Origin of the sequence: Rhodococcus sp. NPDC076796 (assembly GCF_040702765.1) — a bacterium.
Classification (GTDB): domain Bacteria; phylum Actinomycetota; class Actinomycetes; order Mycobacteriales; family Mycobacteriaceae; genus Rhodococcoides.
The window spans coordinates 1-14,154 of the sequence record NZ_JBFBMS010000010.1 but is presented as its reverse complement, the minus strand read 5'-3'; the positions used below and the strand labels follow the sequence as shown (position 1 = coordinate 14,154).

General features: G+C 65.3%; 14 protein-coding genes and 1 rRNA gene. All 15 read right to left on the bottom strand.

Annotation, left to right across the window (positions count from 1 at the left end; translation table 11 throughout):
- The gene (gene scpB, locus AB0366_RS22645) at window positions 1-684 is read right to left on the bottom strand and encodes an SMC-Scp complex subunit ScpB (protein ID WP_366245911.1); all 684 of its coding nucleotides are present in this window, start codon (window positions 682-684) and stop codon (window positions 1-3) included.
- Window positions 681-1,487: a segregation/condensation protein A gene (locus tag AB0366_RS22640; protein ID WP_230596232.1), complete on the bottom strand. Its 807-nt coding sequence runs from the start codon at window positions 1,485-1,487 to the stop codon at window positions 681-683. The genes scpB and AB0366_RS22640 overlap by 4 nt, the downstream gene beginning before the upstream one ends.
- Window positions 1,488-1,513: 26 nt before the next feature.
- Window positions 1,514-2,476 (bottom strand): ParA family protein, encoded by a 963-nt coding sequence (locus AB0366_RS22635; RefSeq protein ID WP_366245910.1) that lies wholly within the window; start codon window positions 2,474-2,476, stop codon window positions 1,514-1,516.
- Between the two features lie 110 nt (window positions 2,477-2,586).
- Window positions 2,587-3,501: a site-specific tyrosine recombinase XerD gene (xerD, locus tag AB0366_RS22630; protein WP_366246031.1), complete on the bottom strand. Its 915-nt coding sequence runs from the start codon at window positions 3,499-3,501 to the stop codon at window positions 2,587-2,589.
- Between the two features lie 5 nt (window positions 3,502-3,506).
- Window positions 3,507-4,139, bottom strand: a complete 633-nt coding sequence (locus tag AB0366_RS22625) for an NUDIX hydrolase (protein ID WP_366245909.1) — start codon at window positions 4,137-4,139, stop codon at window positions 3,507-3,509.
- Window positions 4,136-5,866: a CTP synthase gene (locus tag AB0366_RS22620; protein ID WP_366245907.1), complete on the bottom strand. Its 1,731-nt coding sequence runs from the start codon at window positions 5,864-5,866 to the stop codon at window positions 4,136-4,138. The genes AB0366_RS22625 and AB0366_RS22620 overlap by 4 nt, the downstream gene beginning before the upstream one ends.
- Before the next feature lie 150 nt (window positions 5,867-6,016).
- Window positions 6,017-6,964, bottom strand: coding sequence for a copper transporter (locus AB0366_RS22615; protein ID WP_121872379.1), 948 nt, complete (start codon window positions 6,962-6,964; stop codon window positions 6,017-6,019).
- The gene (steA, locus tag AB0366_RS22610; protein ID WP_314142984.1) at window positions 6,961-8,145 is read right to left on the bottom strand and encodes a putative cytokinetic ring protein SteA; all 1,185 of its coding nucleotides are present in this window, start codon (window positions 8,143-8,145) and stop codon (window positions 6,961-6,963) included. Before steA ends, AB0366_RS22615 begins: the two co-directional genes overlap by 4 nt.
- Before the next feature lie 84 nt (window positions 8,146-8,229).
- A complete protein-coding gene (gene recN / locus AB0366_RS22605; RefSeq protein WP_183130138.1) occupies window positions 8,230-9,999 on the bottom strand; it encodes a DNA repair protein RecN in 1,770 nt (589 codons plus the stop codon).
- A 2-nt stretch (window positions 10,000-10,001) separates the two neighbouring features.
- On the bottom strand, window positions 10,002-10,967 hold the full coding sequence (locus AB0366_RS22600; RefSeq protein ID WP_128646347.1) for an NAD kinase: 966 nt from the start codon (window positions 10,965-10,967) through the stop codon (window positions 10,002-10,004).
- The gene (locus AB0366_RS22595; RefSeq protein ID WP_366245906.1) at window positions 10,964-11,785 is read right to left on the bottom strand and encodes a TlyA family RNA methyltransferase; all 822 of its coding nucleotides are present in this window, start codon (window positions 11,783-11,785) and stop codon (window positions 10,964-10,966) included. Before AB0366_RS22595 ends, AB0366_RS22600 begins: the two co-directional genes overlap by 4 nt.
- A gap of 1 nt (window position 11,786) precedes the next feature.
- A complete protein-coding gene (locus AB0366_RS22590) occupies window positions 11,787-12,029 on the bottom strand; it encodes a hypothetical protein (protein WP_366245905.1) in 243 nt (80 codons plus the stop codon).
- Between the two features lie 77 nt (window positions 12,030-12,106).
- Window positions 12,107-13,096: an HAD-IIA family hydrolase gene (locus AB0366_RS22585; RefSeq protein WP_366245903.1), complete on the bottom strand. Its 990-nt coding sequence runs from the start codon at window positions 13,094-13,096 to the stop codon at window positions 12,107-12,109.
- Window positions 13,093-13,974: a hypothetical protein gene (locus AB0366_RS22580; protein WP_366245902.1), complete on the bottom strand. Its 882-nt coding sequence runs from the start codon at window positions 13,972-13,974 to the stop codon at window positions 13,093-13,095. The genes AB0366_RS22585 and AB0366_RS22580 overlap by 4 nt, the downstream gene beginning before the upstream one ends.
- A 73-nt stretch (window positions 13,975-14,047) precedes the next feature.
- A 5S ribosomal RNA gene (gene rrf, locus AB0366_RS22575) occupies window positions 14,048-14,154 on the bottom strand; the annotation flags it as partial.

Sequence of the window (14,154 nt, the reverse complement as noted above, 5' to 3'; positions counted from 1 at the left end):
TCAGTCGTCCGAGTCGAGCTCGGCTGCCGGATCGGGTTTCGATCCGCGGTTCTTGGTGGAGCGGGTCGTTCTCGGGTCGGTGTCCATGCTGTCACTGATCTCGTCGATCAGGTCCACACCCGGCAACAGCGGTGCCAGTTCGGGTAGATCACCGAGCGATGCGAGCCCGAGCCGTTCGAGGAACAACTCGGTGGTGCAGTACATCGTGCCGTTCGTCTCCGGGTCCGTTCCTGCTTCGGAGATCAGTCCACGGGCGAGCAACGTACGCATCACTCCATCGACATTGACTCCTCGCACGGCGCTGACTCGCGCGCGGGTCAACGGTTGACGATATGCGATCACGGCCAGGGTTTCCAATGCCGCGCGTGTGAGCTTGGACCGAGCGCCGTCCAGAAGAAGCCGTTCGACGTACGGCGCATAGGCGGTTCGGGTGTAGAAGCGCCATCCGTCACCGGCGTAGCGGAGGTCGATTCCGCTGGTTCGTTCGGTCAGTGCAGCGGCCATCGCCGTCAATGCTGCGCGCACGCGGGCCACCGACGCACCCACGGCCGAGGCGAGCTGCTCGTCCGAGGCCGGTGTGTCGACGATCAGCAACACGGCTTCGAGAGCCGAGGCGAGGGTCGCGTCGTCGAGCTCCTCGGAATTTTCGGCATCCTCGAGCTCGAGTTCTGGGTCGACACTCATGCGTAGTCCTCTTCCGTGACCACGATGGGTCCTTCGTCCTTACCGGTCCAGCTCACTCGAAGATCGCCGAGCGGCTCGGGCTGCTCGAAGGCGATCACCTGTTGCCGGAACAGCTCCAGCAACGCCAGGAATCGCGCGATTATTTCGACCTGCACCTCGCAGTCCTGCACCAACTCCGAGAACGACGCCCACTCGTTCAGCCCTCGGCCCTGCAGATTCTCGAGCAGCCACGCCGCCTGCTCGGGAATCGACACTGCGTGCTGATGGATGTGATCGAGCCCCACCTGGGGAATCGGCTTGGGCCTGAAGGCCGCTGCGGCGATGTCGGCGAACGTGGCCGGGTCGACGCCGAGCAGCACCTCGGGAATCAGATCGGCGTATCTGTCCTCCACCGATACCGATCGCGGATACCGCCGTAGCGCAGCAGCTTCCAGCTCACCGAACAGCAGGGCGACCTGCTTGTAGGCGCGGTACTGGAGTAGCCGGGCGAACAGTAGATCTCGAACTTCGAGCAGCGCCAGATCCTCGGCGTCCTCCACATCACCCGAGGGCAGCAACCGTGCTGCCTTGAGATCGAGCAATGTCGCGGCAACGACGAGGAACTCCGTTGTCTGATCGAGGCCGACATCGGCACCGAGCGACTTGGTGAACGAGATGAAATCGTCGGTGACGGTGTGCAACGCCACTTCGGTGACGTCCATGCGGTGCTGACTGATCAGCGACAGCAACAGATCGAACGGGCCCTCGAAGTTGAGCAACCGCACCCGGAATTTCGACGGATCCGCGTCGGCCGGAACCTCGATCGGGGCCTCGTCTGCGGCGTCGACGGTCACGGACCCGACCGGTAGATCACCTCGCGCGCGAGGGCGCGGTACGCCTGTGCGCCGCCGGATTTCGGAGCCCACGTGGTGATCGGCTCACCGGCCACACTGGTTTCCGGGAATCGGACGGTACGGGTGATCACCGTGTCGTAGACGACATCGCCGAACACCTCGACCACTCGCGTCATCACCTCACGCGAATGCAGAGTGCGCGCGTCGAACATCGTCACCACGATGCCGGCCAACTTCAGCCGCGGGTTGAGTCGATCGCGCACCTTCTCGACGGTGTCGTTGAGCAATGCCAGTCCGCGGAGGCTGAAGTACTCGCACTCCATCGGGATCAGCACTTCGTCGGCACACGTGAGCGCGTTGACCGTCAACAGACCGAGAGACGGCTGGCAATCGATGAGAACGTAGTCGTAGCGATCCAGAATCGGGTGCAACACTCGCCCGAGTGTCTGCTCCCGGCCGACCTCGGTGACCAGCTGAATCTCGGCTGCGGAGAGATCGATGTTACTGGGCATCAGATCGAGGTTCTCGACGCGAGTGCGCATGATGATGTCGTCGGCAGAGACCTTCGCTTCGACGAGGAGGTTGTAGACCGTCAGATCGAGCTCGTGATGTGCGACGCCCAATCCCGCGGACAGTGCGCCCTGCGGGTCGAGATCCACGAGCAGCACCCGACGGCCGTAGCCGGCCAACGAGGCCCCGAGGTTGATGGTCGACGTCGTCTTGCCGACGCCACCCTTCTGGTTGCACATCGCGATGATCTTGGCCGGGCCGTGACTGGCCAACGGCTGCGGATCGGGAACGGCCCGGGTCTTGCGACCGGTGGGCCCGAGCTCGTTCGGCGCGGGAATGATGTCGCGTGTCTCCCGACTGGATTCCGGTTGACGCGTCTGGAACAGAGCGCCCTCGAGATGCGGATGATCCAAGCCTGACTCCGCCGCTGGCGGCTGCGGTGTCGACACGTTCCAGCGCTCCCCTGTCCCGTTCGTCTTCGAGTAGTTCACGCAAACGCTACCGCTTGACGCTCGTGCAACGTCATCGGACACGCTGACACACGGTCGCCGGCCTCGTGCTACCGAGCCCGTGGATGCGCTCCCGCCCACACTTCACGCAGCGTGTTGACAGTGACGAGAGTGTAGATCTGCGTCGTCGTCACCGATGCATGCCCCAACAGCTCCTGCACGACGCGGACGTCGGCACCACCGTCGAGCAGATGAGTAGCGAACGAATGCCGAAGGACGTGCGGTGACACTCCCGCGGTGATCCCGGCCCTTTGTGCGGAGTCCTGCAACACCTGCCACGCACTCTGCCGAGACAACCTGCCGCCCCGGACGTTGAGGAACAGCGCAGGATTCGAGCGCGAGACCAGCCCCGGCCGTCCGCGCACCAGGTACGCGTCGACGGCCTCGATCGCGGGCCGCCCGACCGGGACGATGCGATGCTTGCCGCCTTTGCCCCGCAGCAGCACCGAGCGGGCCTCGGTATCGATGTCGTCGACGTCGAGCCCGACTGCCTCGGAAATGCGAGCTCCGGTGGAATACAGCAGTTCCAGCAGCGCCCGATCCCGCAGTCCGCGCGGGGCATCGGGACCCGCGACAGACGCCGATTCCAGCAATGCCACCACCTGATCGACGGGTAGCGACTTCGGCAAACGCTTCGCCGGCTGGGGCGGCTTGACCTCGCTCGCGACGTTGCGCTCGACCATTCCCTCCGCGAGCGCGAACCTGTGCAGACCGCGCACTGCAATCAACGTCCGGGCAGCCGAACTCGCTGCGAGAGCCGGAAATTCGTCATCCCCGCGCCGCAGGTAGAGCACGAACTCGGTGATGTCGTTCTCGGCGACCTTCACCAGATCGGTGATGCCATAGCCGCTGAGGAACCGTTCGTACCGCACCAGATCGCGACGGTAGGACGACACCGTGTTCGGTGCCGACCCGCGCTCGACCACCAAATGGTCGAGGTACGTCTGAATCTGCTGGCCGATCACGGTCGCTACTTTCGTGAACTCTTCCGCTTCTCGAATGCCGTCGGCAGATCCGTCCACGGCGCATCCGCCGGGCGCAGTTCGGTACCGGCAGCGCGCGCCGCGGCGAACGCGAGAACGCCCGCGACGGCGGATGCGTTGACAATCTCGCCCGACAGCGCGCGCCGGACAGCCTCATCCATCGGCACGTAGGAGAGCTCGATGTCGGCTTCCTCGTCGTGCGCCTCGGGCCGATCGACCTCGGTCAGGCCTCGAGCCAGGAAGATCCGCACGGCCTCGTCGGTGAACCCGGGCGAGGCGAGCACATCGACCAGAACCGACCACGACTGAGCGGCGAGCCCGGTTTCCTCGGCGAGCTCACGCTGAGCCGCCAGCACCGGCTGCTCCCCCGGCTCGTCCAACAGACCGGCAGGCAACTCCCACAGACGACGACCGACGGGATGACGGTACTGCTCGATCATCACCACACGATCCTGATCGTCGACGGCCAGAATCCCGACCGCGCCGTGATGCTCGATCACCTCACGCTCGGCCTGACGACCGTTCGGCATCGCGACCTGATCGAGTCGGAGCGCAAGAATCGCGCCGGAGTACGCCGCCGTCGAGTCGAGGGTGGTGAACTCGTGCCGAGGCTCGCTCATCCGACGGTCTCGGCGGCGTCCGATTCCTCCGTCTGAACCGTATCTCCGTGCACGTCGACCGGCAGACGCTCCGCGGCCTTGTACTTGAGCGCGGCATTGATCAGCGACGCGAACAGCGGATGCGGACGGGTGGGCCGGCTCTTGAGCTCTGGATGCGCCTGAGTGGCCACGAAGAACGGGTGCACCGACGCAGGCAGCTCGACGAACTCGACCAGGTGGCCGTCCGGAGAAGTACCGCTGAAGACCAAGCCGCTCTTGGCAATTCGATCCCGGTAGTCGTTGTTGACCTCGTAACGATGACGGTGACGCTCCGAGACGCTTTCGGTGCCGTACGACGCTGCGACAACCGAACCCTTCTGCAGGGTCGCCGGGTAGGCACCGAGGCGCATCGTGCCACCGAGATCGGCGTCACCGGCGACGGCGTCTTCCTGATCGGCCATCGTGGAGATCACCGGATCCTTGGTGTCCGGGTCGAACTCGGCGGAATTGGCGTCGGTCAGACCGACCGATCGGGCCGCCTCGATGACGACACACTGCAACCCGAGGCACAGCCCCAGCAACGGGATCTTGCGCGTACGTGCGAACTCGATGGCACCGAGCTTGCCCTCGATACCGCGGATACCGAAGCCGCCGGGAATGAGCACGGCATCGACATCGCCCAACGCGGCCTGCGCCCCCGCAGGCGTCGCGCACTCGTCGGATGGAACCCACTTGATCTCGACCTTGGCCCGGTGAGCGAATCCACCGGCACGCAGCGCCTCGGTGACCGAGAGGTAGGCGTCGGGCAGGTCCACGTACTTGCCGACCAGGCCGACGCGCACGGTTTCACGCGGCTGGTGGACGCGCTCGAGCAGTCCACCCCAGATGGTCCAGTCGACATCGCGGAACGGGAGACCGAGCTGACGGACGACATACGCGTCCAGGCCTTCCTTGTGCAGCACCTTGGGAATGTCGTAGATCGACGGCGCGTCGGGCGTGGAGATGCAGCCGTCGACGTCGACGTCGCACATGAGCGCGATCTTGTTCTTCAGTCCCGGCGGCACATCGCGATCGCAACGCAGGATCAACGCGTCGGGCTGGATGCCGATGCTGCGCAGTGCCGCGACGGAGTGCTGGGTGGGCTTGGTCTTGAGTTCACCGGACGGAGCCAGGAACGGAACCAACGACACGTGCAGGAAGAACACGTTGTTGCGGCCGACGTCGTGGCGCACCTGACGCGCAGCTTCGAGGAACGGCTGCGACTCGATATCGCCGACGGTGCCGCCGATTTCGGTGATCACGACGTCCGGCTGGTGACCCTGCAGGTCCGGGCCGTTCATCGCGAGAATGCGACGCTTGATCTCGTCGGTGATGTGCGGAATGACCTGAACGGTGTCGCCCAGGTACTCACCGCGGCGTTCCTTGGCGATGACCGTCGAGTACACCTGGCCGGTGGTGACATTGGCGAAACCGGACAGATCGCGGTCGAGGAATCGCTCGTAGTGTCCGACGTCGAGGTCGGTCTCGGAGCCGTCCTCGGTGACGAAGACCTCACCGTGCTGGAACGGGTTCATCGTGCCGGGATCGACATTGAGGTAGGGATCGAGCTTCTGCATGGTCACGCGCAGTCCGCGTGCGGTCAGTAGCTGGCCGAGGCTGGATGCCGTCAGGCCTTTTCCGAGCGAGGACGCGACGCCCCCACTGACGAAAATGTGCTTGGTGTCGGAACGCGACTGAAGGCGTGACAATGAGGCTCCCGTGACGAGTCTGCAGGGCTTGCTCCTATCAGGGGGCTGATAAGAGAGGTGAAGCGTGGAAATTGGGCCTGCTACCCACGGGACTTCACGGTAACACCAGTACCTACCTCACCGCCAACGACACGCTCGTTCCGACGACGATCAGCTCGCCGGCGCTCCGACGGTCACGGCGTTCGCATTGGCTCCGGTGCCGTACCGGCCCGACGCCCCGTCCAGCTGCTCCGCCAAGGCGAGAACCGTGGTGATCCGTCCTGCTTCACGGTCGACGTTGTCGACCGTGCTGAGAGCGGACGACAGCGCCGAATCGGCTCGCACGACAGCGATCGAGCCGTTGCCCTCTGCCGCGCCGGATCGGCCCGCCAGTACCGCGCCTGCACCGCGTGAGTCGAGCGCGCCCGCGAACCGCGCGACGATGGCACCGCGATTGCCGTCCTCCACGTCCGAGGTACCGGAACCGGTGACGACCACGGCCAGTTGAGCGGGCGCGACGGCACCGTTGTCGTAGGCGATGAACCCGCCGCTGCGCAACGTCTCCAGCGCCAGCGAGAGCTCCTCGGGAGTCGACTGCGGCTGGGCTGTCTCTGCATTGAGCAGCAGCACCGAACCCAGCAGATCTCCGGCGAGGCTGCCCTGGTCCACCGCGCCGGTGCGCAACTGCACGCCGGCCGGAATGACGTTGGTCAGACGCGTACGAAGATCGTCACCGTTCGCGGCGGAGACGAACGAATCGGTCAGCGACACCCGGCCGGTGACGGTGGCACCCGACGCTCCGATAGACCGCGTGACTCCGTCCACGTCACCGGGATCGGCATCCGGGGTGGTGATCACCACGACGCTGCGATCGATCAACGCGTCACGCAATACCCGGCCCGATACCGCAGCGTCGAAGCCGTCGGCCGAGTTGAGCTGCTCACCGAGCTGATTGTTGGTCGCCTGCAGATCGTCCACCTGAGTTTCGAGACCGGTCTTGTCGTCTCGAAGACCCGATACCAGTCCGCTCGAGAGCAGACCCGAACCGAGCACGATGCCGATGGCCAGTGCCACGAAGACCGCTGCCAGCGAAATGGCATGTTGGCGAAGCGAAATCACGAAAGCAACCCCTGGAACCACAGAGCGAACCGGTTCCACAGATCGATTGCCCAATCCAACGCTTCACCGCCGATGTTGGACACAGCCAACGCCACGATCACAGCAACAAGCGCAGCCAGAATCAACAGAGCGATCGCACCGCCGGACACGCGGCTGCGATACAGCGTCGCAACAGCTTTGGCGTCGACCAGCTTGGCACCGACCTTCAGGCGCGTCATGAATGCGGCCGGGTTGGTGTTTCGCCGACCGCGATCGAAGAACTCGTCCAGGCTGGCCGGGCTACCGACCGACACGATCAGTGAGGCCCCGTGATGATCGGCCAACAACAGCGCGAGATCAGCAGCGGCGCCGGTGGCCGGGAACGTCATGGCACCGATGCCGAGATCCTGAATGCGTTCGAGACCCTGCGCATGTCCGTCGGAATCCGCCGGAAGGACCACCTCTGCACCGCATTTGAGCGTCTGCGCAGTGACGTCCTCGGGATCGCCGACGATCAGGTCGGGGCGATGACCGGCCTTCATCGCAGTGTCGGCACCCGCGCCGACGCCGATGATGACGGGCGAGTATTCCTTGATGAACGGCTTGAGGTTCTTCAAATCCTCGGCGTGACCGGGACCGTCGGCCACGATCACCACATGGCGACCCTGGAGGTCGATGTCGATGTCCGGCACACCGACGCCGTCGATGAGCAACGGGCTCTCGGTTCGGATGAACTCGATCGTGTTGCCCGAGAACGCTTCGAGATGGTCGACCAGACCCGTCTTGGCCTCGATCATCTTGTCCGAGATCTCTGCTTCGCTCTGCTCGTCGCCCTTGGCGAGGCGCCGGTCGCCGGTGTAGACACCGCCGTCGTTGAGACGAATCTTGGTGCCGTCCTTGATCTTCTTGAAGATCTCGGTGCCGGCCGAGTCGATCAAGGTGATCCCGTTGGCAACGATCGCCTCGGGACCCAGATTCGGGTAGCGCCCGGAGATCGAGGGCGACGCGTTGACGACCGCGAGCACCCCAGCCTCGACGAGTGCATCGGCGGTCAGGCGGTCCAGGTCGAGCTCGTCGAGCACGACGATGTCACCGGGGCCGACCCGTTTGAGGAGCTTGGCCGTGTTGCGATCGACTCGCGCGATACCGGTGATTCCGGGCAGCGAATCCTGACTACGTGACAGCAGAGCCGGCATCTTCATGAGATCCATGATGACCCGATCGACACGCCCGGCGATGGAGGCGCGCCGAAACAACTACCACACTGATCACATCAGCACCAAAAGTTACAGCGCGGCTCGATCGGCGTTTGCGGTGGCCAGCAGCTCCTCGGCATGCGCGCGACCGGTCTCCGTGTCGTCCAGACCCGCGAGCATTCTCGCCAGCTCGACGACGCGCTCCGACGACGACAGTGTCCGAACCCCACTGTTCGCCGCACCCTTTTTCGCATCGGTCTTGTCGACCACCAGGTGCGTATCGGCAAACGCTGCGACCTGCGGTAAGTGGGTGACCACGATGACCTGGTGCGTGCGAGCCAACCGGCCGAGCCGACGCCCGACCTCCACGGCCGCACGGCCACCCACTCCGGCGTCGACCTCGTCGAAGACCATCGTCGCGCCCTTGTCCGAGCCCGCCAGCACCACTTCGAGTGCCAACATCACCCGCGAGAGCTCACCGCCCGACGCACTCTTGCTGATCGGAAGAGCCTGGGCACCGTCGTGCGCGGACAGACGAAACTCGACCTCGTCGACGCCATTGCTGCCCGCATGCAGCTCGGCCCCGTCGACAACGATCGGAGCCGTGTCGGACGGCCCGGCAGCAAGTGCCCGAACATCGATCTGCAGCTTGGCTTTTCCCATCGCCAAGCCCGCCAACTCGACGCTCACCGCCTTCGAGAGCTTTACAGCAGCCTTCGCACGAGCCGCACTGAGCTTCGACGCAGCTGCCGCGACGTCGACCGCAGCCGCGTCGACCTTGGCGCTCAGCTCGGCGAGCGCATCGGCCGAGGTGTCGATGTGCGAGAGCCGCTCACGGGCGTCCTCCGCCCACGCGATGACGCCGTCGACATCGGCGGCGTACTTGCGCGTCAACGACTTCAGCTCGGCCTGCCGATTCAGGATCGCGTCGAGCGCACCCGGATCGGACGGCAGGTCCGCCAGATACGAGGTGAGGTCTGCGCCGATGTCCCCCACGATCGCCATCGCGTCGTTCAGTCGCGGCAGCAGCTCGGTCAGAGCCGCGTCCTCGGCATGTTCGAGGCGAGAGCGAGCCTCGCCCAGCAGATACAGCGCGGACGTCGTGTCCGACGCCTCCTCGGTACTCCCGACGAGTGCCGCCGAGGCACCTTCCGCGGTCTCACGCAGCGAATCGAGGTCCCCCAGCCGACGCACGTCCTCGGCCACCGAGCGATCCTCGCCCGGCTCCGGTGCCAGGGAGTCGATCTCCTGTAGGCCGAACTGCAGCCGGTCGGCCTCCTGCGCCAGTTCGCGGCTGCGTTCGGTGCGGTCGATCAACTCGTTGCGAGCATCGAGCCACGTCTTGCGCGCGGTGCGGTACTTCGAGACCAGGGACGCCACCGCATCCCCGGCGAATCTGTCCAGGGCGGCGAGTTGCTGATCGGGACGCAGCAGACGCAACTGGTCGTTCTGACCGTGCACCGTCAGCAACGAGTCGGTGAAGTTCGACAGCACCGACGCGGGCACGCTGCGCCCACCGAGGTGCGCACGAGAGCGGCCGTCCGAGTTGACGGTACGCACGGCGATGATCGAATTGTCCTCGTCGCGTTGGCCTCCCGAGGACTCGAGTACCTTGTCGACGTCGTCGATCACCTGCTCCGACGCGGTGTCGGTACTGAATCGCCCCTCGACCACAGCACGCTGCGCGCCGAGTCGAACCCGGCCTGCGTCCGCGCGGGCACCCGACAACAGGTGCAGACTGGTGACCACCATGGTCTTACCGGCACCGGTCTCGCCGGTGAGTACGGTCAGCCCCTCGTGAAACTGTGCGCTGGCACCGGAAATGACTCCGAGGCTGTCGATCCGAATCTCTTCGAGCATCCCTACCTCGCTCTCCCCCGCCACCCGGTCACGGGCAGTTCGAATTTCTTGACCATGCGATCGGCGAACGGTGCCGAATCGAGTCGTACCCATTTGATCGGTGACGCTCCCCGAACCACCTCGACGCGAGCGCCGGCCGGCAGGCTCAAGGTGCGCCTGCCATCGCAGAATACGAATCCCGCGTGTCCGCCTGCATCGATCTCGACCGCGACGATCGACTCGGGACTGGTGACGAGCGGCCGCGCGAACAGAGCATGTGCGTTGCTCGGAATCACCAGTATCGCTTCGAGTTCCGGCCACACCACCGGCCCGCCGGCCGAGAACGCGTATGCCGTCGAACCCGTCGGTGTGGAGACCAGCACGCCGTCGCACCCGAATGCCGACACCGGTCGACCGTCGACTTCGAGGACCACCTCGAGTACTCCGAGCCGGGACCCGTTCTCGATGCTGGCTTCGTTCAGTGCCCATCCACGATCGACCACCTGGTCGCCGACGCGAATCGCGATGTCCAACGTCATGCGTTGCTCGATGCGGTAATCCCCGGCGATGACGCGGGCGAGGGCATCTTCGAGATGGTCGGCTTCGGCCTCCGCCAGGAAGCCGACGTGGCCGAGGTTGATGCCGAGCACCGGTATGGACGCTGCTTGCGCGAGTTCGGCTGCGCGCAGGAAGGTCCCGTCACCGCCGAGAACGAGAACCATCTCGCAGCCTGCGGCCGCGTCCGGTCCGAACTCGACGACGTTGAGCTTCATGTCGGCGACGAACACGTGGTCGTGTTCCTCTGTTTCGGACGCCTCGATCTTCGATGGCTCGACCTCGTCCACGAGCACGCGAAGGCAGATGCCCGCTTCGTCGAACACCTTGCCCACACGACGCGCAGTTTCGGCGATGTCCGGTCGACCAGGATGGGCGACGAGAAGAATCTCTCGAGTCGACTCCCGTTCCGGTGCTGCGTGGGACGGAGTCACTGTGGTCCTTCCTCGATCGCGAGCCGGACGAGTTCCGTGATGTCGGCGCTCGGCGAGTCCTCGCCTGCACCTGCCCTCAGCCACAAAAAGTACTCGACATTGCCCGACGGCCCCGGCAGTGGGCTTGCTGCAACGGCCTGGACAGTGAGATTCAAGCTGACGGCCGCGTTGGCCACATCTTCGACGGCCTCGGCTCGCAGCGCAGGATCCCGCACCACACCACCGGCACCCACGCGATCCTTGCCGACCTCGAACTGTGGCTTGACCATCAACACCATGTTGGTGCCCGGCTTCGAGCAGGCAACGAATGCGGAAAGAACGAGCTTCAACGAGATGAACGACAGATCTGCGACGATCACGTCCACCGGTCCACCGATCGTCTCGGCGTCGATCGACCGAACGTTGGTGCGGTCGACTACGTGGACGCGGTCGTCGGATTGCAGGCGCCACACCAGCTGCCCGTACCCCACGTCCACGGCAACCACCTCACGTACGCCGCGACTGAGAAGAACGTCGGTGAACCCACCGGTGGACGCACCGGCGTCCAGGCAACGAGCGTGCTCGACGGTCAAGCCGAGCGGCTCGAAAGCGTCGAGAGCGCCGAGCAACTTGTGGGCGCCGCGGGATGCCCACGAGACCTCGTTGTCTTCTTCTGCCACCAGCAGCGGGGTGCCCGGCTCCACCGCGGTCGCGGGCTTCGTAGCAACGGTCCCGGCAATCTTCACCCGGCCTGCTTCGATCAACTCCGAAGCGTGCTCCCGTGATCGAGCGAGTCCACGACGCACCAGCTCGGCGTCGACACGTGCGCGACGAGCCACGTCAGGTCTTGTCGACTGTGGTCAGGGCGCGCACAAGAACCTCGTGCGCGCGGTCGAGCAAACTCGCGTCGCGCGCGAGGGCGTCGGAGTCCACAGCATCGGAACCGTCGTCGTCCGTCGACTCGATGGTGAGCTGATTCAGCAGCGAGGAAACTTCGGCGCGAACAGTGTCCGGATCTGCCGACGACTCATCGCCGGCACCGCTCGGCCGGTGCTGTCCTGGTAGTGGAATAGACGCGCTCATCGCCTCTCACGCTATCGGATGGGTCCGACGAACGCCCGATCGCCGCCGCCCTCCGAACGCTGCTGTCGAATGCTGTGTCAGCACCCGAGCAACGAACGCAGATCGCCGAGTCGATCCCCCTCGAAGCGGACGTCCGAGAAGGCCGAACCGGACCAGGCGACGTGCAGTGTGGCGAGCGCACCCTCGAACGCATCCGGCGTACCGTCCCCGCTGTACCGCACCGACAGCACCTCGTTCTCGATGCCGACCGTCCAACCGGTCTTGCTACCGACGCTCGACGCGATCTCGTCCCTGTTCAGGACTCCGAGATCGGGGCCGATGTGCGTGGGCCGCAGATGCCGAGGAGCACGCAACAGCTCGGCAGCGGTACTGACGCCGGTCAACACCAACAGCGACGGCAGCTCGATTTCGTTCGCCCCAGCGATGTCGGTGTCGAGCCGGTCTCCGACGACCAGTGCCGAACGTGCCCCGCTGCGCTCGATGGCGTCGTGCATGATCGGGGCGGCCGGCTTGCCGGCCACGATCGGCTCGATCTCGGTGGCGTTGCGAACCGCGGCGACCATCGAGCCGTTACCCAGAACGAGTCCTCGCTCCGTCGGCAAGGTGGCATCGATGTTCGTTGCCACCCACAGCGCACCCGCACGGATGGCGAGGACGGCCTCGGCAAGCATCTTCCAGCCTGTATCGACCGAGTGACCCTGCACTACCGCGACCGGATCGTCGTCGGCAGACCTGACCGGCACCAGACCGACCTTGGTGATCTCGTTCGCCAATGCGTCGGTGCCGACGACGAGCACCCGGGAACCCGGGTCCAGCCTGCCCGCGAGCACACGGGCACCGGCCTCGGAACTGGTGACGACGAACTCTGCAGAGGTATCGAAGCCGAGACTGCGCAGATGCTCGGCAACGTCCTCGGGGGCGCGACTGGCATTGTTCGTGACGAAGTACTGCTTCTCCGAACCACCCGACAGTGCTTCGACTGCACCGGGAATGGGGTCCTTGCCTGCATAGACGGTGCCGTCGAGGTCGAGCAGCAGTACGTCGTGGGCGTCGCGCAGCAGCGTCACTGACTGCCTCCGGACAACTCCTCGACCCGCTCTTCTGCGTCGGTCTCACCCTCGACATCTGCCGCCGCAGCATTCAGGAACCACTTCACACCTTCGTCGACGCGACCTGCCGCAACCAACGCATCGGCGTAGACGTAGAACAGGCGAGCGGCAGCGGTTCCGGATCGCGATGCGTCGAGATCCGGGGTCTGCAGCGTGACGACGGCCTGGTCGTACTGGTTCAGATCCATCCGGGCACCTGCCACGACGATCCGAAGCTCCGACGCTTCCTCGCCGGTCAACTCACGAGCCTCGTCGCTACGACCGAGTTCGATGGCGCGCTCGGGACGTCCGAGTCCGCGCTCGCAGTCGGCCATCACCGCGATCAGACCCGGCCCGCCTGCCATGCGTCGGGCGGCGCGAAGCTCGGACAATGCTTCTGCCCACTCACCGGCGTGGTACGCCGCGATGCCTGCGGTCTCACGCACTACGGCGATGCGGCCGGCTCGCTGACGAGCAGCGCGCGCATGCAGCAGCGCCAACTGCGGATCGTCGTCGAGCAGCTTGCTGGTCATCACGAGGTGACGGGCAACGGCGGTTGCGTTGTTCTTGTCCAAGCTCAACAGGTCTCGACGCACCGCTGGTTCGAGCTGTCCGGCTTCGACCTCGTCGGGCAGATCCGGCTCATCGGGACGCGGCGGTCGACGGTCGGACGATGCACTGTTTCCGCGCCGGTCTCCGGAGAACCCACCTTCACCGCCACGTCTGCGGGGAGGACCGTCGGAACGACGCGGGTCTCCGCGGCGGTCCTGAGCGCGGGGGTTGCGGTCTCGGGACTCGCTCGGGCGGTTGCCGCCGTCCCCTCGGGAGGGTCGACGATCGTTGTTGTCTTCCGACACGGGCGTCCTTTCGGAATTTCGATACAAACGCAAAAAGGGGACCCACCAAGTGGGTCCCCTTCTTACAACGGGTGTTCGGCGGTGTCCTACTCTCCCACACCCTGTCGAGTGCAGTACCATCGGCGCTGGAGGGCTTAGCTTCCGGGTTCGGAATGGGACCGGGCGTTTCCCCTCCGCTAT